Annotated in this window: 23 protein-coding genes; 7 read left to right on the forward strand and 16 right to left on the reverse strand. The window is 74.7% G+C overall.

Annotation, left to right across the window (positions count from 1 at the left end; genetic code table 11):
- Positions 1–98: 98 nt before the first annotated feature.
- The 8 genes from ACZ4M8_RS13890 to ACZ4M8_RS13925 all read right to left on the reverse strand — a co-directional run bounded on the left by ACZ4M8_RS13890 (position 99) and on the right by ACZ4M8_RS13925 (position 10,648).
- On the reverse strand, positions 99–1,298 hold the full coding sequence (locus ACZ4M8_RS13890; protein WP_467606711.1) for an acyl-CoA dehydrogenase family protein: 1,200 nt from the start codon (positions 1,296–1,298) through the stop codon (positions 99–101).
- A 617-nt stretch (positions 1,299–1,915) separates the two neighbouring features.
- Positions 1,916–3,055, reverse strand: coding sequence for a zinc-binding dehydrogenase (locus tag ACZ4M8_RS13895; RefSeq protein ID WP_467606714.1), 1,140 nt, complete (start codon positions 3,053–3,055; stop codon positions 1,916–1,918).
- Positions 3,052–3,354 carry a putative quinol monooxygenase gene (locus tag ACZ4M8_RS13900; RefSeq protein WP_467606715.1) on the reverse strand — a complete coding sequence of 101 codons (303 nt, stop codon included), beginning with the start codon at positions 3,352–3,354 and terminating at the stop codon, positions 3,052–3,054. The genes ACZ4M8_RS13895 and ACZ4M8_RS13900 overlap by 4 nt, the downstream gene beginning before the upstream one ends.
- Positions 3,355–3,514: 160 nt before the next feature.
- A complete protein-coding gene (locus ACZ4M8_RS13905) occupies positions 3,515–4,174 on the reverse strand; it encodes a glycerol-3-phosphate responsive antiterminator (RefSeq protein ID WP_467606718.1) in 660 nt (219 codons plus the stop codon).
- A 103-nt stretch (positions 4,175–4,277) separates the two neighbouring features.
- Positions 4,278–5,831 carry an FAD-binding oxidoreductase gene (locus ACZ4M8_RS13910; protein WP_467606720.1) on the reverse strand — a complete coding sequence of 518 codons (1,554 nt, stop codon included), beginning with the start codon at positions 5,829–5,831 and terminating at the stop codon, positions 4,278–4,280.
- Entirely contained in the window at positions 5,828–7,501 is a 1,674-nt protein-coding gene (locus ACZ4M8_RS13915; protein ID WP_467606722.1) for a glycerol-3-phosphate dehydrogenase/oxidase, read from the reverse strand. Before ACZ4M8_RS13915 ends, ACZ4M8_RS13910 begins: the two co-directional genes overlap by 4 nt.
- 74 nt (positions 7,502–7,575) lie before the next feature.
- Positions 7,576–9,129, reverse strand: a complete 1,554-nt coding sequence (locus ACZ4M8_RS13920; RefSeq protein ID WP_467606724.1) for an FGGY family carbohydrate kinase — start codon at positions 9,127–9,129, stop codon at positions 7,576–7,578.
- 79 nt (positions 9,130–9,208) lie between these two features.
- Positions 9,209–10,648 carry an MFS transporter gene (locus ACZ4M8_RS13925; RefSeq protein ID WP_467606726.1) on the reverse strand — a complete coding sequence of 480 codons (1,440 nt, stop codon included), beginning with the start codon at positions 10,646–10,648 and terminating at the stop codon, positions 9,209–9,211.
- A 331-nt stretch (positions 10,649–10,979) separates the two neighbouring features.
- Here ACZ4M8_RS13925 and ACZ4M8_RS13930 point away from each other — a divergent pair, with 331 nt between their 5' ends.
- Complete coding sequence (locus ACZ4M8_RS13930) at positions 10,980–11,723, forward strand: M24 family metallopeptidase (RefSeq protein WP_467606727.1); 744 nt, start codon at positions 10,980–10,982, stop codon at positions 11,721–11,723.
- Positions 11,724–11,738: 15 nt separating this feature from the next.
- Here ACZ4M8_RS13930 and ACZ4M8_RS13935 read toward each other — a convergent pair whose 3' ends face one another.
- The 4 genes from ACZ4M8_RS13935 to ACZ4M8_RS13950 all read right to left on the reverse strand — a co-directional run bounded on the left by ACZ4M8_RS13935 (position 11,739) and on the right by ACZ4M8_RS13950 (position 15,350).
- Positions 11,739–12,509, reverse strand: a complete 771-nt coding sequence (locus ACZ4M8_RS13935) for an SDR family oxidoreductase (RefSeq protein ID WP_467608003.1) — start codon at positions 12,507–12,509, stop codon at positions 11,739–11,741.
- Positions 12,510–12,637: 128 nt separating this feature from the next.
- On the reverse strand, positions 12,638–13,744 hold the full coding sequence (locus ACZ4M8_RS13940) for an NAD(P)H-dependent flavin oxidoreductase (RefSeq protein ID WP_467606729.1): 1,107 nt from the start codon (positions 13,742–13,744) through the stop codon (positions 12,638–12,640).
- Positions 13,741–14,496, reverse strand: coding sequence for a CoA-transferase subunit beta (locus tag ACZ4M8_RS13945; protein WP_467606731.1), 756 nt, complete (start codon positions 14,494–14,496; stop codon positions 13,741–13,743). Before ACZ4M8_RS13945 ends, ACZ4M8_RS13940 begins: the two co-directional genes overlap by 4 nt.
- A complete protein-coding gene (locus ACZ4M8_RS13950; protein WP_467606734.1) occupies positions 14,493–15,350 on the reverse strand; it encodes a CoA transferase subunit A in 858 nt (285 codons plus the stop codon). Before ACZ4M8_RS13950 ends, ACZ4M8_RS13945 begins: the two co-directional genes overlap by 4 nt.
- A 169-nt stretch (positions 15,351–15,519) precedes the next feature.
- Between ACZ4M8_RS13950 and ACZ4M8_RS13955 the strand changes: the two genes are divergently transcribed.
- Entirely contained in the window at positions 15,520–16,287 is a 768-nt protein-coding gene (locus ACZ4M8_RS13955; RefSeq protein ID WP_467606736.1) for an SDR family oxidoreductase, read from the forward strand.
- Between the two features lie 7 nt (positions 16,288–16,294).
- Here the strand turns inward: ACZ4M8_RS13955 and ACZ4M8_RS13960 are convergent, their stop codons facing one another.
- Complete coding sequence (locus ACZ4M8_RS13960; RefSeq protein ID WP_467606739.1) at positions 16,295–17,203, reverse strand: SDR family oxidoreductase; 909 nt, start codon at positions 17,201–17,203, stop codon at positions 16,295–16,297.
- A 116-nt stretch (positions 17,204–17,319) separates the two neighbouring features.
- Between ACZ4M8_RS13960 and ACZ4M8_RS13965 the strand changes: the two genes are divergently transcribed.
- A complete protein-coding gene (locus tag ACZ4M8_RS13965) occupies positions 17,320–18,168 on the forward strand; it encodes an enoyl-CoA hydratase family protein (protein WP_467606742.1) in 849 nt (282 codons plus the stop codon).
- A 65-nt stretch (positions 18,169–18,233) separates the two neighbouring features.
- Here ACZ4M8_RS13965 and ACZ4M8_RS13970 read toward each other — a convergent pair whose 3' ends face one another.
- The 3 genes from ACZ4M8_RS13970 to ACZ4M8_RS13980 form a co-directional block, all read right to left on the reverse strand.
- Complete coding sequence (locus tag ACZ4M8_RS13970; RefSeq protein ID WP_467606744.1) at positions 18,234–19,391, reverse strand: acetyl-CoA C-acetyltransferase; 1,158 nt, start codon at positions 19,389–19,391, stop codon at positions 18,234–18,236.
- Positions 19,392–19,414: 23 nt separating this feature from the next.
- Positions 19,415–20,011, reverse strand: a complete 597-nt coding sequence (locus ACZ4M8_RS13975) for a TetR/AcrR family transcriptional regulator (RefSeq protein ID WP_399097340.1) — start codon at positions 20,009–20,011, stop codon at positions 19,415–19,417.
- 142 nt (positions 20,012–20,153) lie between these two features.
- Positions 20,154–21,320 (reverse strand): acyl-CoA dehydrogenase family protein, encoded by a 1,167-nt coding sequence (locus tag ACZ4M8_RS13980; protein ID WP_467606748.1) that lies wholly within the window; start codon positions 21,318–21,320, stop codon positions 20,154–20,156.
- A gap of 79 nt (positions 21,321–21,399) precedes the next feature.
- Between ACZ4M8_RS13980 and ACZ4M8_RS13985 the strand changes: the two genes are divergently transcribed.
- From ACZ4M8_RS13985 to ACZ4M8_RS14000, 4 genes are all read left to right on the forward strand, one after another.
- Positions 21,400–22,248, forward strand: a complete 849-nt coding sequence (locus tag ACZ4M8_RS13985) for an enoyl-CoA hydratase (RefSeq protein ID WP_467606749.1) — start codon at positions 21,400–21,402, stop codon at positions 22,246–22,248.
- Positions 22,248–23,414 (forward strand): acyl-CoA dehydrogenase family protein, encoded by a 1,167-nt coding sequence (locus ACZ4M8_RS13990; protein WP_467606752.1) that lies wholly within the window; start codon positions 22,248–22,250, stop codon positions 23,412–23,414. The genes ACZ4M8_RS13985 and ACZ4M8_RS13990 overlap by 1 nt, the downstream gene beginning before the upstream one ends.
- Positions 23,414–24,394 (forward strand): acyl-CoA dehydrogenase family protein, encoded by a 981-nt coding sequence (locus ACZ4M8_RS13995; protein WP_467606754.1) that lies wholly within the window; start codon positions 23,414–23,416, stop codon positions 24,392–24,394. The genes ACZ4M8_RS13990 and ACZ4M8_RS13995 overlap by 1 nt, the downstream gene beginning before the upstream one ends.
- 70 nt (positions 24,395–24,464) lie before the next feature.
- Positions 24,465–25,535: an acyl-CoA dehydrogenase family protein gene (locus ACZ4M8_RS14000; protein ID WP_467606756.1), complete on the forward strand. Its 1,071-nt coding sequence runs from the start codon at positions 24,465–24,467 to the stop codon at positions 25,533–25,535.
- Positions 25,536–25,586 lie beyond the last annotated feature (51 nt).

Below are 25,586 nucleotides of genomic sequence, written 5' to 3' on the forward strand. Positions count from 1 at the left end.
GCACCTGCGGGTTCTCCGTCGTACGGGGGCATGCGCCGGATCCGGGCTCCCGTACCGCGGGAAGGAGGAGGCGGGAAAGCCGGCCGCGGGCGCGCGGCTCACCGCCGTACCCGTGGCATTCCCAGGCCGATCCAGCTGATGATCTCGCGCTGGATCTCGTTGTTGCCGCCGCCGAAGGTGAAGATGACGGCGGAGCGGTAGCCGCGTTCCAGGTCGCCGTGGAGGGCGGCGCCGGCGGAGCCTTCCTTGAGGGGGCCCGCGGCGGCGAGGATCTCCATCAGCCAGGCGTAGGCGTCGCGGCGGGCCTCGGAGCCGTGGACCTTGACGGCGGAGGCGTCCTGCGGGGTGAGGGTGGCGCGTTCGAGGGCGTCGACCATCTGCCAGTTGAGGAGTTTCATCACGTCGAGCGCGACGTGGGTGCGGGCCAGGCGGTTGCGGACCCAGCCGAGGTCGATGACGCGGCGGCCGTCGGTCAGGCGGGTGGCGGCGGCCCAGCGCTGGACGTCGTGGAGGGCGCGGATGGCCATGGTGCCGTGGGCGGCGAGGGTGACGCGTTCGTGGTTGAGCTGGTTGGTGATGATCCGCCAGCCCTCGTTCTCCCGGCCGACGCGGCGGGCGGCGGGCACGGTGATGCGGTCGTAGTGGCTGGCGGTGGTGTCGTGGGAGGCGAGGGTGTTGATGAGGGTGCAGGAGTAGCCGGGGTCGTCGGTCGGGACGAGGAGCAGGGTGATGCCCTTGTGCGGCGGGGTGGCGGCGTCGGCGGGGCGGGTGCGGACGGCGAGCCAGACCCAGTCGGCGGTGTCACCGTTGGTGGTCCAGATCTTCTGGCCGTCGACGGTGTAGTGGCCGGTGTCCTCGTCGCCGGTGCGGACGGCGCGGGTGCGCAGGGCGGCGAGGTCGGTGCCGGCGTCCGGTTCGCTGTAGCCGATGGCGAAGTCGATCTCGCCGGAGAGGATGCGGGGCAGGAAGTACGCCTTCTGTTCGTCGGTGCCGTACTTCATGAGGGTGGGGCCGACGGTGTTGAGCGCCATCAGCGGCAGCGGGACGCCCGCCTGGGCCGCCTCGTCGAAGAAGACGAACTGTTCCATCGGCGTCATCCCGCGGCCGCCGTACTCCTTCGGCCAGCCGACGCCGAGCCAGCCGTCGGCGCCCAGTTGCCGCACGGTGGCGCGGTAGAAGCGTTTGCGGGCGGCGGGGTCGGCGTCCTGGGCGTAGGTGTTCTCGGGCATCAGCGCGGCGAAGTAGCCGCGCAGTTCGGCGCGCAACCGCTGCTGTGCGGGGGTGTATGCGAGGTGCACGGCCCCTCCCCTTCGTCCCGTACGTGTGCGTCCGTTCCGTCAACGGCTGCCGGTCCGACGGTTTCTGACGGGCCGTCGGATATTGGAGCCGTGGGCACAGTAGAACGCGTTACAGGAATTCGGAAGGGCGGGCGCGGTCCGGCTCAGGGCGTGTGCGGCGCCGGGACCGGGTCGGGGGCCGGACCGGGCGCCGGGCCCGGCGTCGGCGGGGCCGGATTCGGCGGGATCGGGTCGGGCTCGGGCGCCGGGACGGGGCCGGGGACGGGATCCGGTCCCGGTGCGGGTACCGGTCCCGGCCCGGGGCCCGGGGTCGGACCGGGCGGTCCGGGTCCCGGGCCCGGTGTGGGCGGCACGGGGTCGGGGTGGGTCGGCCCGGGGGGTCCGGGCGGCTGCGGGACGGTCATGGCGGCTCCTCCTCGCGGCTCGGCGCGTCATCCTTCACCGGGCGCCTGCTCACTCCCGCCGCTCCGTACACCCGGCGCCCGGGGGGCTCGTCCGCCGCGCGGCCCCTCCCTTTCACCGTGCGCCGCCCCGGGGCGCGCCGCGACCCGGCGGGCGCGGGGGCGCGCCCGGCAGGTTCGGGGGAATACCGTGCCGGGCGCGCGTACGGGGGCGGGTCAGCCGTCGAGGAGGCCGTTGGTGTCGAGGACCTGGCGGATGGCGCGGCCGGAGGCCAGCTCCTCCAGGGCGTCGTTGATGCCGGTCAGCGGCAGGGTGCCGGTGTGCATCAGCTCGACCGGCATCAGACCGGCCCGCCACAGGTCGAGGAAGCGCGGGATGTCACGGCTGGGCACCGCGTCGCCCATGTACGAGCCGAGCAGCGACTTGCCCTCCCCGGCGAAGGCCAGCGCCGGGACCTCCAGCGTGCGGCCGGGCGCGGGCAGCCCCACCGAGACGACCTTGCCACCGCGGCCGACCACGTCCAGGCAGGCGGCCATCACCGCGGGCGAGCCGACCGCCTCGACGGCGATCTCCGCGCCGCCGCCGGTCAGCTCACGGATCGCGGCCGGCGCCTCGTCGGGGGCGTACGCGTGCGAGGCGCCCAGCCGCAGTGCCAGCTCGCGCTTGCCGGCGACCGGGTCGACGGCGACGATCGGGTACGCCCCGGCGGCGCGGGCGCCGAGCACCGCGGACAGCCCCACGCCGCCGAGCCCGTAGACGACGGCGGACTGGCCGGGGCGGAGCGCCGCGGTGTTGATGACCGCGCCCGCGCCGGTGAGAACCGCGCAGCCGAACATCGAGGCGACGGCGAACGGTACGTCACGCGGGATCGGGACGAGGGATTCCTGGGCGACGACGGCGTGCTCGGCGAAGGCGGAGACGCCGAGCTGGTGGTGGACCCTCTCCCCCGCCGCGTCGGTCAGCAGCGACGGGCCGTGCAGCAGTCCGCCGGAGCCGTTGGCGGCAGCGGCGGCGGCGCAGAGCGCGGGGCGGCCCTGGGCGCAGTCGGCGCAGGAGCCGCAGCTCGGCACGAAGACCAGCGCGACATGGTCGCCCGGCGTGACCCGGCGGACCCCGGGGCCGGTCTCGGTGACGACGCCGACCGCCTCGTGGCCGAGCGCCATGGGCAGCGGGCGGACCCGGTCACCGTTGACGACGGAGAGGTCCGAGTGGCACAGCGAGGCCGCGGCTATCTTGACGAGGACCTCACCCTCGCGGGGCGCGCCGAGGGTCAGTTCCTCGACGGCGACCGGCGCGGTGGTGGCGTAGGGGCGGTCGGTGGAGACGGCGCGCAGGACGGCGGCACGGGTTTTCACGCGGCCACCTCCGCCCGCGGCGCGCAGCGCAGCACCTCGCGGCTCTCCAGCAACGGGACGATCTTGCCGAGGACGAGGTCGCGGAAGTGCGCGGAGGCGCAGTGCGCGGTGAAGTCGGCCTCGGTGCGGTACTCCTCGTGGAGCGCGAGGTCGCGAGGGTCCTCGATGCCCTGGTGGACGCGGTAGCCCAGGCACCCCTCCTCGGCACGGGAGGCGGTGGCCATGGCGTCGAGGAGCGGCAGGACGGTGTCCTGGGCACCCGGCAGGGTGCGGTAGCGGGCGATGACCACGTAAGTCATGGGTGCTTACTCCTGGAAGGGTGAGGTCGGGGGCGGGCCCGGTGGGGTCCGGTGCGGGCGAGCGCGAGGCGGGGGGTGAGCCGGCGCGGCGCGTCGGTGTGCGACGGCGGCGCCGTGCGGGAGCGTGCCGGGCCCCGCCGGGCAGGCACGGCCCCTTTACTCACCCCTCCTGGGGTGCGGCGGGCCTCTTGAGGGCGGACGGCGGGACCGGTGGGAGCTGGTCGCGGCGCAGATGCCAGAGGCGGGGGTCGGAGGTGGCGGCGGCGCTCGCGCCCTGGGCCAGGGCCAGCGCCACGTCCGCCGGGGACTCCACGAAGCCCGCGGCGATCGACGGGGACATGGCACGGCGGGAGGTGGCGTTCATCCGGCCGATGATCGGGGCGGGCATGACCTCGACCAGGTCGGGGGCGCCGCGCGAGACGGCGTCGAGGGAGCGGCGCAGATTGGACCGGTCGGTGACGAAGACCTTCATGACGGTCAGCAGACCGAGCGGGCGGCCCTTCTCTATGAGGGAGAGCCGGGTGCTCACCACGCCGTGCGCGCCGAGGTCCTTGAGGAATTCCAGCGCGCCCCGGTCCTGGGCGAGGCCCGGACTGGAGTCGACGTTGACGAACACGGCCTTCCCCGCCCGGCCCAGCGCCGGGACGACCTGGGGCAGCTGCCCCACGGCGAACGACGCGAGGATGCACATCTTGGCCGGTGCGGTCAGGAACTGGCGCAGCGGCTGGCTGCCGACGACCGACGCGACGACCGGGACCTCGGCGAGGGCCGAGGTGAGCCGGGGGTCGAGCGGGGCGCCGGACCGGGGGGAGGGGGCCATGGCGGAACCTTCCGGTGAAAGGGGCCTACCCGTCGGGAGAGGGCCAAGCGGCGGAAGCCGCCGGGCGGCCCGGTGGGAGCCGGGCCGCCCGGACGTACTCCGGTCAGCTCAGCGGGGACGTCCCGAAGCGGCTGGGCAGGCCCAGTTTGCCAGGGTTGAGGATGCCCGCCGGGTCCAGGGCCTGCTTGACGGCGGTGAACGTCGCGAAGCCGGCGCCGAGCGATTCCTCCAGGTAGGGGCCGCGCAGCAGTCCGCAGCCGTGGTGGTGGCTGAGCGCCGCGCGGTGCTTGATCAGGACGGCGTTGGCGGCGTCCCACACCGCGCGGTACCAGTCGCGGCGGCGCTCGGGCGCGACGTCGCCGCGGAGCGAGAAGTAGACGCAGGCGCCGTCGGTGTAGGCGTGGGACTGGTGGGCGGAGGCGGCGAGGGTGCCCTCGACCGACTGGATGGCGGCGACCACCTCGTCGTAGATGACCGGCAGGTCGGTCCAGGACGCGGCCATCTCCAGGGTGTCGGCGACGAAGCCGGGGCCGGGGGTGAAGCCGTCCGCGGACTTGCCGACCAGCATCCGCTCGTCCAGCCAGCGCGCGAAGACCGCGTCGCTGTCCAGCTCGGGGCCGTAGGCGGCGCAGACGTCGGCGGCGACGGCGATCGAGGCGTCGACGATCACGGGGTCGCCCTCGTCGGCGATGAGCAGCAGGTTGGTCTCGGGGTGGCCGAAGTGGGTGCCCGACTCCAGGGTGTCGTACAGGCGCAGGACGGCGGGGGTGGCGCCGCGCTGCATGATCTTGCGGCAGGCGTCGAGGCCCTCGGCGAAGGTGGCGAAGCCGTAGGCGACGGCCTTGGCGTAGGTGGGCAGCGGGTGGACGCGCAGCCGGGCGCCGACGATGACGCCGAGGGTGCCCTCGGAGCCGATGAAGAGCTGGCGCAGGTCCGGGCCGACGGCGGCGCGGGCGTAGTCGCCGTAGGTGGCGCGGGTGCCGTCGGCGTGGATGACGTCGAGGCCGACGACCATGTCCTCGATCTTGCCGTAGCGGGTGGAGAGCTGGCCGGCGCCGCGGCAGGCGATCCAGCCGCCGACGGTGGAGACGGCGAACGCGGACGGCCAGTGGCCGGTGGTGACGCCGTACTCCTCCTGGAGCTGCTTCTCGAAGAGGTCGCCGAACATGCCCGCCTGGACGTCGACGATGTTCGACTCGGCGTCGAAGCCGGTGATGGCGTCGAGGCCGCAGACGTCCAGGACGACGCCGCCGAAGACGGGCAGCGCCGCGCCGGTGACGTTGGAGCGTCCGGCGGACGGGGTGACGGGGATGCCGGCCTCGTGGCAGATGCGCAGGACGGCGGCGATCTGGTCGGCGTCGGCGGCCTCGACGATGACGGCGTCCGGGGTCGCCGGGCGGCCCTCGGTCTCGCCGATCATCGAACCGGCCCACCAGTCGCGGGTGCGGGTGACGACCTCGTCGCGGGTGGTGTGCACCGCGCGGGCGGCGCCGCGCAGCGCCGCTATGACGGACTCGGGGACCTCGACCGGATCGTTCTGGAGCGCGGCCGGGCCGTCGCCGACCGGCCGGTCCTTGGCCCACTTGGCGAAGCTGGGGGCGCCGACCGTGTAGTTGCCGCGGTTGAAGGGGTGGGTGATGGTCTGACGGCTGATCATGCTGCTGCTCCTTCGAGGAGGACGGTCTTTTCGTGGCGGACGGAGTCGAGGTACGCGGCGACCGAACGGTCCACCTCGTCCTGGGTGAGGCCCAGTTCCTGGCCGAGCAGGGCGCCGACGACCGGGGCGGCCTCGGCGGAGGCGTCGCGGTCGAAGAGCCGGGCGCGGGTGCGGCGGGAGAGGACGTCGTCGACGGAGCGGGCCAGTTCGGCGCGGGCCGCGTAGACGACCTCGGCCTTGGTGTAGGGCAGTCCGGCGACGACGGGTGCGGCGAGCGCGGGATCGTCCTGGATGAGGTCGCCGACGAAGCGGGCCTCGGTGCCGTAGCGCTCGCCGAGGTGGGCGGCGAGGCCGCCGGACGCGGCGACCGCCTCGGCGTCGTAGCCGGCGCCGCCGAGCAGCGGCAGCTTGACGGTGCGGCTGGGGGCCTTGCGGCCGAGGACGGTCATCACCTTGTCGATGACCAGCTCGCCCATGTGACGGCTGGTGGTGAGCTTGCCGCCGGTGACGGTGACCATGCCGCCGGTGCCGACGGTGATGTGGTGATCGCGGCGCATGTCGAGGGTGGCGCCCTCCTTGCCGCCGACCAGCGGGCGCAGCCCGCCGATGGAGCCGACGACGTCGTCCGGGGTGAGCTTGCCCTCGAAGGCGGTGTTGGCGCCCTCCAGCAGGAACTCCATCTCCTGCCGGGTGCAGTGCACATCGTCCGGCGAGCCCTGGTAGTCCTCGTCGGTGGTGCCGAGGACGACGCGGTCGCCCCAGCGGGTGCAGGTGGCGCGGCGGGCGCGGCCCGGGATCGGCACCGTGACGGTGCAGTTGATGCGGACCTTCTCCCACGGCACGACGATGTGCACGCCCTTGGCGGGGCGGACCTGCGGGGCGTGGTGCTCGTCGGCCATCGCGTCGATCCGGTCGGCCCAGACGCCGGTGGCGTTGACGACGGCGCGGGCGCGCACGTCGAACGTGTCGCCGTCGGCGCTGACGCGGGCGCCGGACGCCTTGCCGCCGCGCATCAGCAGCCCGGTGGCCGCGGCGCCGTTGAGGACCGTCGCGCCGAGCGCGGCGGCGGTACGGACGAGGGTCAGGACGAGGCGGGCGTCGTCGGTGCGGGCGTCGAAGTAGACCAGGCCGCCCTTGAGGTTCTCGGCGCGCAGCGTCGGGGCCTGCGCCAGGACCTCGGGGACGGTCAGCCGCTGGTGGAGCTTGCCGATGCGCCAGCCGCCGACCAGGTCGTACGTCCACAGCAGGCCCTCGAAGCCCTTGGCGAGGCGGGCGTCGAACACGCCCTCCTTCTCCAGGATCGGGAAGAGGAACGGCAGCCGGTGCACCAGGTGCGGGGCGTTCTTGCGGAAGCGGTGGCGCTCCAGGAGGGAGTGGCGGACGAGGTTGACGTTGCCCTGCTCGATGTAGCGCAGACCGCCGTGGATCATCTTCGAGGACTTGGAGGAGGTGCCGGAGGCGAAGTCGTCCTTCTCGATCAGCGCCGCGCGCAGTCCGCGGGAGGCGGCGTCGAGCACGGCGTACGCCCCGGTGACGCCGCCGCCGATGACGAGGACGTCGTAGGTCTCGTCGGCGAGGTCGCGCTTGGCGGCCGCGCGGTCGAGCAGCAGGGCCGAGCGGCGGGTGGCCGCGGCGCTGCGCCGCGGCTTCCGGGCGGGCATGGTGATCACAACATCAACTCCTGGTGTTCCTTGACGGCGGTCCGGGGGTCGGCCGGACCGTCCGGGCGACGGCGCGCGGGCCGTCAGTGGGGGGCGTGCGGGGGCAGGGCGCGTTCGTGCAGGTGGGTGGCGAGCAGGTCGTACCAGTCGGCGCGGCGGCGGTCGCGGTCGGCGGCGTCGGCGGACGGGGTGAAGATCCGGCCGCGCGGCTGGGCCTCCACCACCTCGTCCAGCGAGGACCACAGGCCCTGGGCGACGCCCGCGAGGTAGGCGGTGCCGCGCAGGCTGGCGGTGGCGGAGTCGGCGGCGCGCTCCAGCGGCAGTCCGGTCAGATCGGCCTGGATCTGCATCAGCGGGTCGCTGCCGGAGACGCCGCCGCCGACGCGGAGCCGGGTGAAGGGCGCGCCCATGGTGTGGGCGACGCCGTCGATGAGGTCGCAGACGGAGTGGGCGATGCCCTCCAGGACGGCGCGGGCGAGGTCGGCGCGGGTGGTGGCGAGGGTGAGTCCGGTGAGCGCCGCGGTGGCCTCCGGATGCCACACGGGCGTACGGACCCCGGCGAGCGCCGGGACGAAGCGCGGGGTGCGGCCGGGCCGGGACGGTACCCGCCCGGCCTCCTCCCCCAGTTCCTTCGGGGAGGCGAAGAGGCCGAGGTCGTCGCAGAGCCAGCGCAGCGCGGAGCCGGCGGTGGAGGTGTACGCCTCCAGGCTGAAGTGGCTGGTGTCGCCCTGCCGCCGGCCCGGTTGGGCGAGCACCCCGGAGATGTCGGGCCGGGGCAGGGCGGGTTCGGTGCCGGTCGCGGCGTCGACGAAGGCGCCGGTGCCGTACATGCACATGCCCTGGCCGGCTTCGAGTCCGCCGAGGGCGATGAGGGCGGCGTGCTGGTCGCCCATGGACGCGGCGACGGGGACGGCGATGCCGAGGGCCGCCGGGTCGGTGGTGCCGAACCCGGCGTCGTCGGAGCGCAGCTCGGGCAGCAGGTCGAGGGGGAAGCCGAGGTGGCCGATCCACTCCTCGTCCCAGGCGTGCGCGCCGAGCAGGTAGCCGCCGCTGGACGCGGCGTTGGTGGGGGTGGTGGCGTGGACGGCGCCGCCGGTCAGCCGCCAGATCAGCCAGGTGTCGACGGTGCCGAAGCGGAGGCGTCCGGCGCGGTGGGCGGCGGCGACCTCGGGGTGCGCGGCGATCTGCCGGGCGGCCCAGAGGAACGGGGCGCGGGCGCCGACCGGCCGGCCCTGGCGGGCCAGCAGCCGGGCGTCCCACTCGGCCTCGTAGCCGGTCAGCTCGTGGGCGTAGCGGCGGTCCTGCCACACCACGGCGGGCAGCAGCGGTTCGCCGGTGGCGGCGTCCCACAGCATCGCGGTGGCCCGCTGGGTGGAGAGGGCGACCGCGGTGATGCCGATGCTGTCCTCGCGGGCGGCGGCGACGGCGCGCCGGGCCACGTCGAGGGTGGCGGTCCAGATCTCGGCCGGGTCCTGCTCGACGGCCAGGTCGTCCGGGTGGCTGACCGCGATCGAGCGGTAGAACACCTGGTGGGCGGCGCCGGAGTCGAGGACGACACCGGCCCGGGTGCCCGTGGTGCCTTCGTCGATGGCCAGCACACCGCGCCGGCCGGCGGCGCCGGTGAACGTCTGCGTCATAGCGGCCCTTTCACTTACGAGCGTGCGGTACGGGGTCGAGCGGGGACCATCGTGTGCCGGGGCGGGGCCCCGGCCCGGGTCAGCGCGCGGGGGCGGCGGGGGCGGATTCCGGGGCGGCGGCCAGGTCCTGCGCCGCGGCCTCGTCGGGGGAGATCCCGGCCTTGGTCGGGTCCCACTTGATGACCAGGCAGGTGATCAGGCCGAGCAGCGGTACGGCGGAGAGCACCAGGAAGGTCCCGGCGAGCCCGAGCCCGTCCTTGATCTGCGGGAAGACGTACAGCCCGACGACGCTGCCGAAGCTGCCGACCATGCCGGTGACGCCGGTGCCCAGGGCCCGTACGTCGCTGCTGTACGAGAGGGCGGCGATGGACTTGCCGTTGGCGCCGGGGCCCGCCGCGTGGCAGAGGATGAAGACCACGGGCAGCAGGAACGCGACGGCCAGCGGGACCTTCCCGAAGGTCAGGCCCATCGCGACGAGGGCGACGAAGACCCCGGCGAACCCGGCGGCGGAGCTGAGCCGCAGGCCCAGGCGGCGCCCGGCGTAGGCGGAGAGGAGACCGCCGACGATGCCGAAGGCGTTGAAGACCATGGAGCCGACGGTGGCCTTCTCGAAGCTCTCGCCGAAGATCGACAGGCTGATGACCGGCAGGTACCAGCCGACCGCGAAGTACTGCATCGACTGCCCCAGGGAGATCACCGAGGAGAGGACGGTACGCGGCAGGTAGGCGCCCTTGAAGAGGACCCCGGCCTGCCGGAAGCCGGGCGCCGGGGCGGCGGTGGCGGCGCGGGTCGCCTCGTCGGGGCGGCCGGCGACGGCCTTGATCCCGTAGAGCTTGTCGAGGTTGGCGACGGCGTCGTCCAGGCGTCCCTTGCCCGCCAGCCAGGTCGGGCTCTCCTTCAGCATCGCCCACTGGCCGATCAGCAGCGCGGCGGCGACGACCGCGGCGGAGCCGACGGACCAGCGCCAGATGTCCGCGCCGACGTCCAGGTGGAAGAAGAGCAGCGCGAGGGCGAGGTTGCTGGTGGTGGCGACGTACCAGACGGCCTGCCAGAGGTTGAGGCGGCCGCCCTGCTTGGCGGGCGTGTACTCGGCGAGCAGCGCCATCGCCACCGCGAAGTCGATGCCGTACGCGACGCCGACGAGGACGCGGCCGAGCCAGACGACGGTGAAGTCCCCGGCGAACGCGGCGAGCAGGGCGCCGGCGATGGCGAAGACCTTGGCGAGCAGCAGCGGGGGGACCCGGCCGAAGCGGGTGGCGAGCCAGCCGCCGGCGGGGTTGAAGAGGATGGCCAGCGCCGGGGCGGTGGCGGTGAGGACCGAGACCTGGGTACTGGTCAGGTGCATCTGGGTCGTCATCGGGCCCAGACCGGCGCTGAGCGCGGCGTTGGAGTAGGCGTCGAGGAAGAGCCCGCCGAAGACGAGGAACCAGACGACCTGCGCACGGCCGGTGATCTTTCCCAGGCCATCGATGAGGCCGACGACGTCGGCGACGCCGTTGACGCTCGGACGTTGTGCCATGAATCCGCCTCTGAAGGAAGGACCCATCGGTGGCGGGGAAAGACGAAAAGACAGGCATGACGAAACCACCGACAGGTGGTCTATGTCTGTGCCTGTCCAAAAATCTGCGGAAAGCGCCGCAGCACGTTTACTGCAAAGTACGAACTACGAGCGAGATTAAGAACGGATCAGAAAGCCGTCAAGGGTTTCACCGGGGTTACCTGAATGTGACGGTCAGGCTGCGCAAGGTGGCCGCGAGACCGAGCCGGGACCGCTCCGACCTGGCCTGTTGCGTCCCCTGGATGCGGAGCCCACCGTGCCGGATGTGCCGATCTCTCCTAGCCTGTGCGGCATGACCCAGGAAGCGGGCACACAGGATCCGGAAGTCGGCACGGCCGGGGAGTCCGCCCGTACGGCGGCGCTGCTGACGGCCCAGGGACAGGCCGCCGCGCTCTTCGCGGAGATCGGCGCCCGCGGGCTGGTCGCCCCCGGACGCGGTGAGCGCGAGGTCAGCGACGCGGTACGGGACCTGGCCCGCGAGCTGTTCGGCATCCGGCGGTACTGGCACAAGCGGATCGTGCGCTCCGGCCCCAACACCCTCCAGCCCTACCGGCAGAACCCGCCGGACCGGATCATCGGCGAGGACGACATCGTCTTCTGCGACTTCGGCCCGCTCTTCGAGGAGTGGGAGGCGGATTTCGGCCGGACCTTCGTCCTCGGCGACGACCCCGTCAAACACCGGCTCCGCGACGATCTGCCGGTGCTCTTCGACGCCGGACGCCGCTACTTCGAAGCGCGCCCCGACATCACCGGCGAGGAGCTGTACGCCGAGGTGGTACGGCTGGCCGAGGCGGCGGGCTGGGGGTTCGGCGGGCCGCACTCGGGCCATCTGCTGGGCGAGTTCCCGCACGAGGAGGTGGACGGCGCCGAGATCGACTCGTACATCGCGCCGGGCAGCGCCCGCCCGATGCGGCGGGACGACGGGCTCGGGCGGCGCTGCCACTGGATCCTGGAGATCCATCTCGTCGACCGGGAGCGGGGGTTCGGCGGCTTCCACGAGGAGCTGCTGGATCTCGGACACGGCGGCGCGGTCTGACCCCGCCGGCGCCGGTCAGGGGTGCTGGCTGCTGACGGACACCACCTCGCCGGTCAGGTACGAGGCGTAGTCGCTGGCGAGGAAGACCATGACGTTGGCGACCTCCCAGGGCTCGGCGGCGCGGCCGAACGCCTCGCGGGTGCGCAGCTCGGCGAGGAGCTCGGCCCCGGCGGCCTTGGCGAGGTGCGGATGCATCGCGAGGCTGGGGGCGACGGCGTTGACGCGGATGCCGTGGGCGGCGACGTCGAGCGCGCTGCACCGGGTCAGCGCCATCACCCCGGCCTTGGCGGCGGCGTAGTGGGCCTGGCCGCGCTGGGCGCGCCAGCCGACGACCGAGGCGTTGTTGACGATGGTGCCGCGCCCGGCCGGGATCATATGCCGCAGCGCGGCGCGGGTGGCCTTGAAAGTGCTGGTCAGCGTGGTGGCGAGGACGGTGTCCCACTGGGTGTCGGTCATCTCGGCGACGGAGGCGGTGCCGCCGAGCCCGGCGTTGTTGATCAGTACGTCGAGGGCGCCGCACTCGCGCGCCGCGGTGTCCATGAGGTGGTCGAGCTGGTCGCCGTCGGTGACGTCGCAGGGCACGGCGAGCGGGCGGGTGCCGGTGTGCTCGGCGAGGCGGTCGGCGGCCTCTGCCAGACGGCGGGTGTGGCGGTCGCTGATGACGAGCCGGGCGCCCTCCTCGGCGCACCGCCGGGCGGCGGCGAAGCCGATGCCGGTGCCCGCGGCGGCGGTGACGACGACGGTGCGGCCGGCCAGCAGCTGGTGCGAGGCGGGCCGGTCGGGCACGGGCCGCGGGGCGGGCGCCCCGGGGGTGCCGGACGGGGCGGCGGGCGCCCCGGCGGAGTCGGGCCGGGCGGCGGGTGTCCCGGCGGGTGCGGGCTGCGGGGCGGGCGCCCCGGGGGTGTCGGGCACGGTCACACGGCTCCCTCGTCGAATGCGGCGGGGTGGGCTCCCCCGGCGGGCGGGTCCGTCAGGCGGTGCAGGACCTCGTCGGCCTGCGTCATGATCCGGTCGATCAGCTCCCGGCAGCTGGGCAGGTCGTCGATGAGGCCGACGACCTGGCCGGTGGCGAGGACGCCGAGGTCGGGGCGGCCGTCGAGGAGTCCGGTGCGGTAGAGGAGCGGGGCGTTGGCCGCCATGACGACCTGGCTCCAGGTCAGGCCGTGGCGGCGGCGCAGCGCCAGGCCCTCGCGGACCAGGTCGGGCCAGGGGGTGCCGGAGAGCTTGCGGAAGGCGGTGGCGTTACGGGCGGCGCGCAGCAGCCGGCCGGGACGGGAGGTCTTCTCCAGACGGGCGACGGGCCCGGTGCGCAGGACGCGCTGCGGAACGCCGTCGATCTCGCGGGTCAGGACGGTGTCGTGGACGCCTTTGCCGAGGTAGACCTGTTTGACGGCGGGGGCGACGGGCGAGTCCCGGGTGAGCAGGAAGCGGGTGCCCATGGCGATGCCGTCGGCGCCGTGGGCGAGGGCGGCGACCAGTCCGCGGCCGTCGTGGTAGCCGCCGGCGGCGATCACCGGCAGGTCCACGGCGTCGCGGACCTGGGGCAGCAGCAGGCTGGTGGGGACGGCGCCGGTGTGGCCGCCGCCCTCGCCGCCCTGGACGATCACCGCGTCGGCGCCCCACGCGGCGACCTTCTCGGCGTGGCGGCGGGCGCCGATGGACGGTACGACGAGCAGTCCGCCGTCCTTGCAGCGGGCGATGAGGTCGCGGCGGGGCGCGAGGGCGAACGAGGCGACGCGCACGCCGGAGCGGATCAGCAGATCGACGCGGTCCTCGGCGTCGGGCTGGTCGGCGCGGAGGTTGACGCCGAAGGGCCGGTCGGTGGCGGCGCGGACCGCGTCGACGGCGCGGCGCAGCCCGTCCAGGTCGAGCAGTCCGGCGGAGAGGATGCCCAGGCCCCCGGCCTCGGCGGTGGCGGCGGTGAGGCCGGCGTCGGAGACATATCCCATCCCGGTCTGGACGACCGGGTACGCGACGCCGAACAGGTCGCAGATCCGGGTGCGCAGCGCCGGGTGCGTCATGCCGGGATCTCCTGGTGACGCAGGCCCGCCGGGTCGATCTCCTCGCGGATCAGGCGGAGTTCGGCGGCGGTGGGCAGCCGGGTCGCGGGGATGTCGCCGTCGATGACGAGCGGGCAGCCGGTGCGGGCGGTGACGTCCTCGGTGCGGACGCCGGGATGGACCGAGCGCAGCCGGAGCGTGCCGGTGGCGGGCGCGAAGTCCAGGACGGCGAGGTCGGTGACGACGCGGCGCAGGTCGTGGTGGCGGGCGGCGGGCCCGGCGGCCGCCGCGGCGTCGGTGCCGACACCGCAGACCAGGTCGACCCGGGGGACGAAGACCCGGGTGGAGTGGCGCGGTATCCAGTAACTCACCGGATGGCACACGGTGTTGCCCGGGGCGCCGCGCACCCCGATGAGCTGCGCCGTGGGCGCGTCGTACGGGCCGATGGCGGAGATGTTGACGTTGCCGTGGGCGTCGATCTGGGTGGGCATCATCATCGCGTGCCGCCGCCCGCTCCAGACCAGGTCGAAGACGGCGCGGAAGGGCAGGTACCCCTCGACCGGCCCGTCGGGCGCGGCGCCGAGCGGCCAGATGCCCTGCACGAGGCGGGATTCGCCGTCGGTGAGCATCAGGTCGGGGGCGAAGGTGGCGCGGGCCAGCCGGACGCCGATGGCGGGGGCGGTGCCGAAGGCGCTGGCCAGGATCTCGCCGCTGCCGCGGAACGCCTCGGCGCAGGCGACGGCGCAGATCTCGGCGCGGGTCGCGTCGCTCATACCGGCTGCTCCTCTCCGTGGTGGCCCGGCGTGCGGCGGGGCCCGTCGCCGGTGAGATAGCGGTGCCGGAACGCCTCCCAGGCTTCCGGTGAGCGGGCGGCGTCGACGTACTCCTTCTGGTACGCCTCATCGCGCGGGTAGTCGGGCGCGCAGGAGGTGAAGTGGGCGCCGCCGGGCGCCTCGACGACGCCTTCGACGGTGTGGCGGCGGACGACGAGGGTGGCGGGGTGGGCCTCCTCGGTGAGGGCGGCGGTGGGCACGAACCGTTCGCAGGAGACGAAGGCGTGCTCGGCGGCGGCGCAGAAGAGGTCGTCGAAGTACGGGTCGGGGCCCAGGCACTGGGCGTTGCCCGCCGCGTCGGCGCGGTGGAGGTGGACGAGCGCGGCGTCCAGCGGCAGCGCGGGCACGGCGAGCAGTTCGTCACCGCCGTAGGGGTCGGCGACGGTGCGCAGGTGGGGGTTGACGACCGGGACGTCCGAGCCGATTCCGGCGCGGGTGGGCAGGAACGGCAGCCGCAGCGAGGCGGCGTAGAGCCCCCACTGGAGCATCCCCTCGTCGTACTCCGCGACCTCGATGCGGCCGTTCTGGCGGGCGGCGCGGAAGTGCGGGTCGAGGGGGATGGAGTCGAGCGAGACGAAGCCGAAGACCAGTTTGCGGACCTTTCCGGCGGCGCAGAGGAGGCCGACGTCGGGACCGCCGTAGGAGACGACGGTGAGGTCGCGCAGGTCGGAGCGGAGGATCTCACGGATCAGGGCGAGCGGTTTGCGGCGCGAGCCCCAGCCGCCGATGCCGAGGGTCATCCCGGAGCGGAGCCGGGCGACCACCTCCGGCGCGGTCATCGTCTTGTCGGCCATACGCAGCTCCTGACGGTGTGTGCCGTGGACGGTCCCGTGCCGGGCACCGGAGCGACCCCCACACTTACCTAGCAAACGTTTGGTAGATAGATTACGGTGGCCGCGCGGCCGGGTGTCAAGGGCCCGCGGGACGCGGCGGCACCGGGGCACGGACCGAGAGGAGCGGGCCATGGAGGGCGGCGGTTCACGGGAGTTCTCCGGCCGGGCGGTGGCCGTCACCGGCGGCACCAGGGGCATCGGACGGGCCGTCGCCGAGGCGTTCCTCGCGGCCGGCGCGGAGGTCACGGTCTGCGGGCGCACCGCTCCCCCGGCCCCGCCACGCGCGGACGGACGCGCCGCGCACGTGGTGTGCGCCGACATCCGCGACCCGGCGGCGGCACGGGAGTTCGTCGACACCGCGGCCCGCCGCTCGGGACGGCTCGACGTCCTCGTCAACAACGCGGGCGGCTCCCCGGACGCCGACGCGGCCACCGCCTCCCCGCGCTTCGCCGAGAAGGTGGTGGCGCTCAACCTGCTCGCACCCCTCTACGCGTCCCAGGCGGCCCACCGCCACATGCGCGGGCAGGACGGCGGCGGCTGCATCCTCAACATCGGCAGCGTCTCGGCGCACCAGCCGCAGCCCGGTACGGCCGCCTACTCCGCCGCCAAGGCCGGGCTGCTGATGCTCACCCGGGCACTGGCGCTGGAGTGGGGCCCGGCGGTCCGGGTCAACCACCTCAGCGTCGGGCCGGTGCGCGCCCCGGGCGCGGAGCGCCAGGCGGCCCTCGCCGGGCTCGTGCCGCTGGGCCGCCTGGCGCTGCCCTCCGATGTCGCCGCCGCCTGCCGCTATCTGGCGGGCCCGGCGGCCGGATACGTCAACGGCGCGGATCTGGCCGTCCACGGCGGCGGTGAACCGCCCGCCCGCTATCTGGCCGGGCGGCGGGGGCCCGCGGACTGACGGGCCCTCACGTCCCGTACACCGGGAGCGGCGGACGGGCCGCCGCGAGCAGGCGGCGGGCCGTGGCGCCGGCCTCGGCGGGGGTGCGGCGGGCTCGTGAGTCGTCGCTCGGGCCGGGGCGCCAGCCCTCCATGACCGTGATCCGGCCGGCCTCCGCCTCGAAGACACGGCCGGTGACGCCCGCCGAGCCGGCGGAGCCGAGCCAGACCACGAGCGGCGAGACGTTCTCCGGCGCCATCGCGTCGAACTCCCCCTCCCCCGGCGCCGCCATCGCCTCGGCGAAGGCGTGCTCCGTCATACGGGTGCGGGCGGCCGGGGCGAGGGCGTTGACCTGGACGCCGTAGCGGGCGAGTTCGGCGGCGGCGACGAGCGTCAGCCCGACGATCCCGGCCTTGGCCGCGGCGTAGTTGCCCTGCCCGACACTGCCCAGCAGCCCCGCTCCGGAGCTGGTGTTGACGATCCGGGCCTGCGGGGCTCGCCCCGCCTTGGCCTCGGCCCGCCAGTGCGCGGAGGCGTACCGGAGGGTGAGGAAGTGGCCCTTGAGATGGACGCGGACGACGGCGTCCCAGTCGTCCTCGCCGAGGTTGACCAGCATCCGGTCGCGGAGGAATCCGGCGTTGTTGACGAGGGTGTCGAGGCGGCCGAAGGTCTCCAGCGCGGTGGTGACGAGCGAGGCGGCGCCCTCGGGGGTGGCGATGTCGCCGTCGTGGACCACCGCCTCGCCGCCGAGGGCGCGGATCTCCTCGGCGACCCGCCGCGCGGGCCCGGTGACCGCGCCGGTGCCGTCGAGTCCGACGCCGAGGTCGTTGACGACGACCCGGGCGCCCTCGGCGGCGAAGGCGAGTGCGTGGGCGCGGCCCAGTCCGCGTCCGGCTCCGGTGATCGCGACGACGCGCTGCGCGCACAGTCCGGCCATGGCTTTCCCTTCCGTCCGCCGATGACGGCGGGCATCCGGGGCGCCGGGCCCCTCTGCCGCCGTCCGTGGAGCTGCTAGCGTACCTAACAAACGTTAGATGGAAAGGTGGTGGCAAGGTGACCGAACATCGCACGGGCGTCTCCGTCTCCCGCCCCGAGGAGGGCATCCGCGTCGTCACCGTCGACGTCCCGCCGGTCAACGCCCTTCCCGTACAGGGCTGGTACGACCTCGCCGACGCGGTGCGCGCCGCGGGCGCCGACCCGGAGACGCGGTGTGTGGTGCTCGCCGCCGAGGGGCGCGGGTTCAACGCGGGCGTCGACATCAAGGAGATGCAGCGCACGCCCGGCCACACCGCGCTGCTCGGCGCCAACCGCGGCTGCTACGAGGCGTTCGCCGCGGTCTACGACTGCGAGGTGCCGGTCATCGCCGCGGTCCAGGGGTTCTGCCTGGGCGGCGGCGTCGGACTGGCCGGGAACGCCGACGCGATCGTGGCCGGTGACGACGCGGTGTTCGGCCTGCCGGAGCTGGACCGCGGGGCGCTCGGCGCCGCCACCCACCTCGCCCGGCTGGTCCCGGCGCATCTGATGCGGACGCTGTACTACACCTCCCGGACCGTCACCGCCGAGGAGTTGCGGGCGCACGGCTCGGTGTGGCGGGTGGTGCCGCGTACGGAGCTGCGGGCGGCGGCGCTGGAGCTGGCGCGGGAAATCGCCGCGAAGGACGGCGCGCTGCTGCGGCTGGCCAAGGCGGCGCTCAACGGCATCGACCCGGTCGACGTCCGCCGCAGCTACCGCTTCGAGCAGGGCTTCACCTTCGAGGCGAACCTCAGCGGCATCGCCGACCGGCACCGGGAGGCGTTCGTGGCGTCCCGGGACGGACGGACCGGCGGACTGGCCGAGGGGCGGCGGGCTGACGGCCCCGGGGCCCGGCGGGGCGACGGCCGGCCGGGGGCGGCCCGGCCCTGAGCCGCCGGGCCGAGGGCGTGCGAGCCGGGCGCCGTCCGCCCACCACCCGTCACCCCGCCCCCGCCTCACACCCGTTCGATGATCGTCACGTTGGCCTGGCCGCCGCCCTCGCACATGGTCTGGAGGCCGAAGCGGCCGCCGGTGCGTTCCAGTTCGTGCAGGAGGGTGGTCATGAGTTTCGCGCCGGTGGCGCCGAGGGGGTGGCCCAGGGCGATGGCGCCGCCGTTGACGTTGACCTTCGCCGGGTCGGTGCCGGTCGCGCGCAGCCAGGCCAGGACCACGGAGGCGAACGCCTCGTTGATCTCCACCAGATCGATGTCGTCCATGGTCAGGCCGGTCTTCGCCAGGGCGTACGCGGTCGCCGGGATCGGGGCGGAGAGCATCCGGATCGGGTCCTCGCCGCGTACCGAGAGGTGGTGGATACGGGCGCGCGGGGTCAGTTGGTGGTCGCGGACGGCGCGTTCGGAGGCGATGAGGAGGGCGGCGGCGCCGTCGGAGATCTGGGAGGCGAGGGCGGCGGTGAGGCGGCCGCCCTCGGTCAGCGGTGCCAGCGCGGCCATCTTCGCGAGGCCGGTGTCGCGGCGCGGCCCCTCGTCGGCGGTGACGGCTCCGTAGGGCACCATCTCGCGGGTGAAGCGGCCCTCGTCGAGGGCGCGGGCGGCGCGGCGGTGCGAGCCGAGTGCGAACTCCTCCATCTCCGCGCGGCCGATGTCCCACTGCTCCGCGATGAGTTCGGCGCCGTGGAACTGGTCGACGGGCCGGTCCCCGTACCGCTTCCGCCAGCCTTTTGAACCGGCGTAGGGGCCCTCGGTGAAGCCGAGCGGTTCGGCGGCCCGGCGGCTCGCGAAGGCGATCGGGATCTGCGACATGCTCTGCACGCCGCCGGCGACGACCAGGTCCTGGGTGCCGGAGAGTACGCCTTGGGCGGCGAAGTGGAGTGCCTGCTGGGAGGAGCCGCACTGCCGGTCGACGGTCACGCCCGGCACCTCCTCGGGCAGTCCGGCCGCCAGCCAGCAGGTGCGGGCGACGTCCGCCGCCTGCGGTCCGACGGTGTCCACACAGCCGAACACCACGTCCTCCACGGCGGCCGGGTCGATGCCCGAGCGGGCCATCAGGGCGGTCAGCACATGCGCCCCGAGGTCCGCCGGGTGGACGGCGGCCAGAGCGCCGCCGCGCCGGCCGACGGGGGTGCGGACCGCTTCGACGAGATACGCCTCGGGCATCGGGACTCCTTGAGGGAGGGGTGTCAGGGGGTGCGCTCCCCGAGGGCGATGCCGTCGAGCACCATCGAGAGGTACTGCCGGGCGATCTCGTCGGGGCTGTGCAGTCCGCCCGGCCGGTACCACGACGCGGCGACCCAGACGGTGTCGCGGACGAAGCGGTAGGTGAGGCGGATGTCCAGGTCGGCGCGGAAGACGCCGTCGGCGACGCCGCGCTCCAGGGTGCCCAGCCACGCCTTCTCGAACTTCCGCTGCGAGTCGGCGAGATAGGTGAACCGGGGCTGGACGGAGAGGTGGCGGGACTCCTTCTGGTAGATCGCGACCGCCGCGTGGTGCCGGTCGATCTCCCGGAACGACTCGGTGACCAGCGCCTCGATGGTCTCCCGGGGGCCGAGCCCGGCGGCGAGGACGGCGTCGTAGCCGGCCCACAGTTCGTCGAGGAAGGTGGAGAGGATCTCGTCGAGCATCGACTCCTTGGAGTCGAAGTGGTAGTAGAGGCTCCCCGCCAGCATTCCGGCCGCGTCGGCGATCTTGCGGACGGTGGTGGCGTTGTACCCCTGCGCGGCGAACACCTCGGCGGCGACGCCGAGCAGTTCCCGGCGCCGCTCGGGCGAGGGGGTCATCGTCTTCTTCTTGCCGCTGTCGGGCGCGTTGCTTTTCGGCACACCGCCATTGTCGTCCCCCGCCCGAGCAGCGACGGGACCGGGCCGGGCCCGCCGCCGTACGGGCCGCCGCGCGCGGCGGGCGGCGGGGCCGGGGCGCCCGTCACGGCCGGGGCTCCCGGGGCAGTCCGAGCACCCGCTCGGCGATGATGTTCCGCTGGATCTCGTTGGAGCCGCCGTAGAGCGTGTCGGCGCGGGAGAAGAGGAACAGCCGCTGCCACTCGTCCAGCTCGTACGGCTCCCCGGCGGTCAGCATGCCGTCCGCGCCGCGGATCTCCATGGCGAGTTCGCCCAGCTCGCGGTGGAAGGTCGCCCAGTAGATCTTGCCGATGGACGCCTCCGGGCCCGGCGCCCCGGCGGCGGCGCCCTCCAGCATCCGCAGGGCGTTGCCGCGGACGGTCTCCAGCGCGATCCAGGAGCGGGTGAGCCGGTCGCGGATCAGCGGGTCGCGGGCGGCGCCGTTGCGGACCGCGAGGGCGGCCAGCGCCTCCCATTCGCGGCGGAAGCCGACCTGCTGCCCGAGGGTGGAGACGCCGCGTTCGAAGCCGAGGGTGGCCATCGCCACGGCCCAGCCGCCGCCCTCCTCGCCGACGAGGTTCCCGGCGTCGGTGCGCGCGCCGTCGAACAGCACCTCGTTGAACTCGGCGGTGCCGGTGAGCTGGGTGATCGGCCGGATCTCCACCCCGTCCCGGTCCAGCGGCACCAGCAGGTAGGACAGCCCCCGGTGGCGGGTGGAGCCCGGCTCCGTACGGGCGAGGACGAAGCACCACCGGGACTCGTGGGCCAGTGAGGTCCAGATCTTGCGGCCGGTGAGCACCCAGGAGTCGCCGTCGCGTACGGCGCGGGTGCGGACGGCGGCGAGATCGGACCCGGCGTCCGGCTCGCTGTAGCCCTGGCACCACAGGTCGCGGACGGCGGCGATACCGGGGAGGAAACGGGCGCGCTGCTCCGGGGTGCCGTACGCCATGAGGGTGGGGCCGACGAGCTGTTCGCCGATGTGGCCCACCCGGGCGGGGGCGCCGGACTCCGCGTACTCCTCGTGGAAGGCGACCTGCTCCTCCAGGGTGGCGCCGCGGCCGCCGTGCTCGACGGGCCAGCCGACGCAGGTCCACCCGGCGGCGGCCATATGGCGCTCCCAGGCGAGGCGGGCGGCGAACTCCTCGTGCTCGCGGCCCGGTCCGCCGAGCCCGCGCAGCCGTCCGAACTCGCCGCTGAGCTGCGCGTCCAGCCAGGCCCGCGCCCGCCTGCGGAACTCCCGCACCGTGTCCATCTGCCGGCTCCCCCACGGATCTCGACGGTCACCGGCCGGTACGTTAACCTACCAAACACTTGTTAGGGAAGGAGGGCGGATGTCCACTGCCCCGACGGAGCCGGTCCGCTACGAGAGGCGGGGCCCGGTGGCCCTGATCACCATGGACCGCCCCGCCTACCGCAACGCCCAGAACTCCGCGATGACCTACGCGCTGGACCGGGCCTTCTCCCGCGCCGCGGCCGACGACGGCGTCAAAACCGTCGTCCTCGCGGGCGCGGGCGCGCACTTCTCGGCCGGTCACGACATCGGCACCCCCGAACGCGACGCCCACCTCCCGTTCGACCGCACCGCCGGACTGTGGTGGGACCACTCGGACAAGGAGGGCGCCGAGAGCCGCTACGCCCGCGAGTCCGAGGTCTACCTCGGGATGTGCCGCCGCTGGCGGGAGCTGCCCAAACCGGTGCTCGCCTGCGTCCAGGGCGCCTGTGTGGCGGGCGGGCTGATGCTCGCCTGGATCTGCGACCTGATCATCGCCGCCGAGGACGCGTTCTTCGCCGACCCGGTGGTGCGGATGGGCATACCCGGCGTCGAGTACTTCGCCCACCCCTGGGTGATGCCGCCGCGGATCGCCAAGGAGTTCCTCTACACCGGCGACCGGATGAGCGCCGCCCGCGCCTACGAGCTGGGCATGGTCAACCGCGTCGTCCCGCGCGAGCAACTCCTCGGCCACACCCTGGAGTTGGCCACGAAGATCGCCGGTCAGCCGCGGATGGGCCTGGCGCTGACCAAACGCGCGGTCAACCAGGCCGAGGACCTCCAGGGCCTGCACACCGGCCTCGACTCCGCCTTCGGCCTGCACCACCTCGCGCACGCGCACAACGCGGAGACCTCGCGGGACGCGCTCGGCGGGATGGACATCCGTGCCATGAAGGAGGCCGGCTCCTGATGGACCTCGATCTCACCGCGGCGCAGCGCGCGTTCCGCGACGAGGCCCGCGCCTGGCTCGCCGAGCATGTCCCCGCCTCGCCGCTGCCGTCCCTGGAGACGGCCGAGGGGTTCGCCGCCCACCGCGCCTGGGAGCGGACGCTCGGCGCCGCCCGCTGGTCGGCGGTGTCCTGGCCCGAGCGGTACGGGGGCCGGGGCGCCGGTGTCATCGAGTGGCTGCTCTTCGAGGAGGAGTACCACGCGGCGGGCGCCCCCGGCCGGGTCGCGCAGAACGGCGTGGGCCTCCTCGCCCCCACGCTGCTGGAGCACGGCGGCGAAGCGCAGCGCGCCCGGATTCTGCCGCCGATGGCGCGCGGGGAGGTGATCTGGGCGCAGGCGTGGTCGGAGCCGGAGGCCGGATCGGACCTGGCCGCGCTGCGCTCGACGGCGACCAGGACCGACGGCGGCTGGCTGCTCGACGGCCAGAAGACCTGGTCGTCGCGGGCCGCCTTCGCCGACCGCGCCTTCGGCCTCTTCCGCAGCGGGCGCGGCGCCCGCCCGCACCACGGCCTGACGTATCTGATGTTCCCGCTGGACGCGCCCGGGGTGACGGTCCGGCCGATCGGCCGCCTGGACGGCAGGCCCGCCTTCGCCGAACTCTTCCTGGACGGGGTCTTCGTGCCGGACGAGGACGTCATCGGCGCGCCGGGCGACGGCTGGCGCGTCGCGATGTCCACCGCCGGGAACGAACGCGGGCTGACGCTGCGCAGCCCCGGCCGGTTCACCGCCGCCGCCGGGCGGCTGGCCGCGCTGTGGCGTGAGCGCGGCGACCCCGGGGACACGGCGCTGCGCGACCGGGTCGCCGACGCGGTGATCGGCGCCGAGGCGTACCGCCTGTTCACCCACGCGGCCGCCGCCCGGCTCGCCGCCGGGGAGCCGATCGGCGCGGAGTCCAGCCTCAACAAGGTCTTCTGGTCGGAGCTGGACCTGGCGCTGCACGAGACCGCGCTCGATCTGCTCGGCCCGTACGGCGAACTCGCCGACGACGCCGGTGAGGCGCCCGCGTACGGCCGGTGGGCGGAAGGGTACGTCTTCGCGCTCGCCGGGCCGCTCTACGCGGGCACCAACGAGATCCAGCGCGACATCATCGCCGAGCGGCTGCTCGGCCTGCCGAAGGGACGACGCTGATGCGGTTCCTCCTCGACCGCGAACAGCGGGAGTTCGCCCGCACGCTGGACGCCCTGCTCGGCGCGGCCGGCACCCCCGCGGCGGTGCGCGCCTGGGCCGCCGGGGACACGGGCCCCGGCCGCGCCCTGTGGAAGCGGCTCGCCGACGCCGGCCTGTTCGCCCTGGCGGTCCCGGAAGGCCACGGCGGGATGGGGTTCCACCCACTCGAACTGGCCGTCGCCTTCGTGGAGGTGGGGCGGCACGCGGTGCCGGGTCCGCTGGTGGAGACGGTCGCGGCGGGGACGTTGCTGTCCGGGCCGGCCGGTGTCGCGGCCGGCCTCCTCCCCCGCATCGCCGCCGGGGACGCCCTCGTCTCGCTCTGCCCGCTCTCCCCCGCGCAGCCGTACGCGCTGGACGCCGATGCCGCCGACGCGGTGCTGGTCACCGAGGGGGACGTGCTGCGGCGGGCGGAGTCGGTGGGCCCGGTGCGGCGCTCGGCGGATCCGGCGCGGCGGCTCGCGCGGCCGGGACCGGGACCGGCTCTCGCGCGTGGGCCGGAGGTGGCCGCCGCGGCGGCGCGGGCGTACGACACGGCGGCGCTGGCCACCGCCGCCCAGGCGCTGGGGCTGGGCCGCGCCCTGCTCGACGCGACCGTCCGGTACGTCCGGGAGCGGACGCAGTTCGGCGTGCCCGTCGGATCGTTCCAGGCGGTCAAGCACCGGTTGGCCGACACGCTGCTGGGCCTGGAGTTCGCCGAGCCGCTGGTGTACGCGGCGGCGCTCGCCCTGGCGCGGGGCACGGCGGACGGCCGCGCCACCTCGGCGGCGAAGGCCGCGGCCGGCGAGGCGGCGTACGCGGCGGCGCGCACCGCGCTCCAGTTGCACGGCGCCCTCGGCTACACCGAGGAGCCCGACCTGTCCCTGTGGATCCGCAAGGCCCGGCCGCTGCGCGACGCCTGGGGCACCCCCGCCGCACACCGGGCCCGCGTCCTGACCCCGTGACGGCACGGGCAGCGCGGGCGGCACGGACGGCACGGAAGCCACCACCGGTACGTCGACGAAGGAGTGGACGGTGCGACTGACGGCGGAGCAGCGGGAGTTGGGGGACGCGGTGCGCGCGGTGCTCGCCCGGCACGACGGGGCGGCCGCCTGGCGGCCGTTGACCCGCCAGATCGGCGTCGCGGGCCTCGCCGTCCCCGAGGCGTACGGCGGCGCGGGCGGCGGATTCCGCGAACTCCACGTCGTGCTGGCCGAGTTGGGGCGCGTGCTGAGTCCCGTGCCGTTCCTCGGTTCGGTGGTCCTGACCACCCAGGCGATCCTGGCGAGCGGCGACGAGGCGGCCCGCGCCCGGCTGCTGCCCGGCCTCGCCTCCGGCGCGGTGACGGGCGCGCTGGCCTGGGCGGAGGGCGGCTCCTGGGATCCGGCGCGGATCCGGACGGAGGCGGTCGCCGGGCCGGACGGCGGCTGGCGGCTCACCGGGGTCAAGGAGCACGTCCTCGACGGCGCCGGTGCCGGACTGCTGCTGGTGGCGGCGCGCACCGCCCGCGGACTCGCGCTCTTCGAGGTCCCCGCCGGTGATCCGGGGGCCCGGCGCGAGGCGCTGGTCCCGGTCGACTCCACCCGGGCGCAGGCCCGGATCGTCCTCGACGGCGCCGCGGGGCGGCTGCTCGGCGCCGACGGCGACGGCGCGCGGACACTGGCCCGCCTGGTGGACCTGGCCGCCACCGCGCTCGCCGCCGAGCAGACCGGCGCCGCCGCGTCCTGCCTGGAGCGCACGGTCGCCCATGTCGGCACCCGGGAGCAGTTCGGCCGCCCGATCGGCTCCTTCCAGGCGGTCAAACACCGGCTGGCCGACGCGTACGTCCAGGTCGAGGCCGCCCGCACCGCCGCGCTCGCCGCCGCCTGCGCCGCCGACGACGACCCGCCCGCACTGTCCCGACTGGCCGCCGCCGCCAAGTCCGCCTGCTCGGAGGCGTTCACCGCGGTGGCCGGCGAGATGGTCCAGCTCCACGGCGGTATCGCCCTGACCTGGGAACACCAGGCCCACCACTACCTCAAACGCGCCTACGCCGCGGCCCACCTCTTCGGCTCACCGTCCTGGCACCGGGGCCGGCTGGCGGCGGAACTGGGGCTGGCGGGGTGAGGGGCGCGGGCGGGTGCCCGAGCCCCGCGCCGCACCGCCCGCACATCTGCC

Source organism: Streptomyces sp. NPDC027185 (assembly GCF_055567035.1).

Coding starts and splice junctions, on each gene's coding strand:
- ACZ4M8_RS13900 (WP_467606715.1), bottom strand. CDS start 3,354: ATGACTTACGTGGTCATCGCCCGCTACCGCACCCTGCCGGGTGCCCAG.
- ACZ4M8_RS13905 (WP_467606718.1), bottom strand. CDS start 4,174: ATGGCCCCCTCCCCCCGGTCCGGCGCCCCGCTCGACCCCCGGCTCACC.
- ACZ4M8_RS13910 (WP_467606720.1), bottom strand. CDS start 5,831: ATGATCAGCCGTCAGACCATCACCCACCCCTTCAACCGCGGCAACTAC.
- ACZ4M8_RS13920 (WP_467606724.1), bottom strand. CDS start 9,129: ATGACGCAGACGTTCACCGGCGCCGCCGGCCGGCGCGGTGTGCTGGCC.
- ACZ4M8_RS13925 (WP_467606726.1), bottom strand. CDS start 10,648: ATGGCACAACGTCCGAGCGTCAACGGCGTCGCCGACGTCGTCGGCCTC.
- ACZ4M8_RS13930 (WP_467606727.1), top strand. CDS start 10,980: ATGACCCAGGAAGCGGGCACACAGGATCCGGAAGTCGGCACGGCCGGG.
- ACZ4M8_RS13940 (WP_467606729.1), bottom strand. CDS start 13,744: ATGACGCACCCGGCGCTGCGCACCCGGATCTGCGACCTGTTCGGCGTC.
- ACZ4M8_RS13945 (WP_467606731.1), bottom strand. CDS start 14,496: ATGAGCGACGCGACCCGCGCCGAGATCTGCGCCGTCGCCTGCGCCGAG.
- ACZ4M8_RS13950 (WP_467606734.1), bottom strand. CDS start 15,350: ATGGCCGACAAGACGATGACCGCGCCGGAGGTGGTCGCCCGGCTCCGC.
- ACZ4M8_RS13955 (WP_467606736.1), top strand. CDS start 15,520: ATGGAGGGCGGCGGTTCACGGGAGTTCTCCGGCCGGGCGGTGGCCGTC.
- ACZ4M8_RS13960 (WP_467606739.1), bottom strand. CDS start 17,203: ATGGCCGGACTGTGCGCGCAGCGCGTCGTCGCGATCACCGGAGCCGGA.
- ACZ4M8_RS13970 (WP_467606744.1), bottom strand. CDS start 19,391: ATGCCCGAGGCGTATCTCGTCGAAGCGGTCCGCACCCCCGTCGGCCGG.
- ACZ4M8_RS13975 (WP_399097340.1), bottom strand. CDS start 20,011: ATGACCCCCTCGCCCGAGCGGCGCCGGGAACTGCTCGGCGTCGCCGCC.
- ACZ4M8_RS13980 (WP_467606748.1), bottom strand. CDS start 21,320: ATGGACACGGTGCGGGAGTTCCGCAGGCGGGCGCGGGCCTGGCTGGAC.
- ACZ4M8_RS13985 (WP_467606749.1), top strand. CDS start 21,400: ATGTCCACTGCCCCGACGGAGCCGGTCCGCTACGAGAGGCGGGGCCCG.
- ACZ4M8_RS13990 (WP_467606752.1), top strand. CDS start 22,248: ATGGACCTCGATCTCACCGCGGCGCAGCGCGCGTTCCGCGACGAGGCC.
- ACZ4M8_RS13995 (WP_467606754.1), top strand. CDS start 23,414: ATGCGGTTCCTCCTCGACCGCGAACAGCGGGAGTTCGCCCGCACGCTG.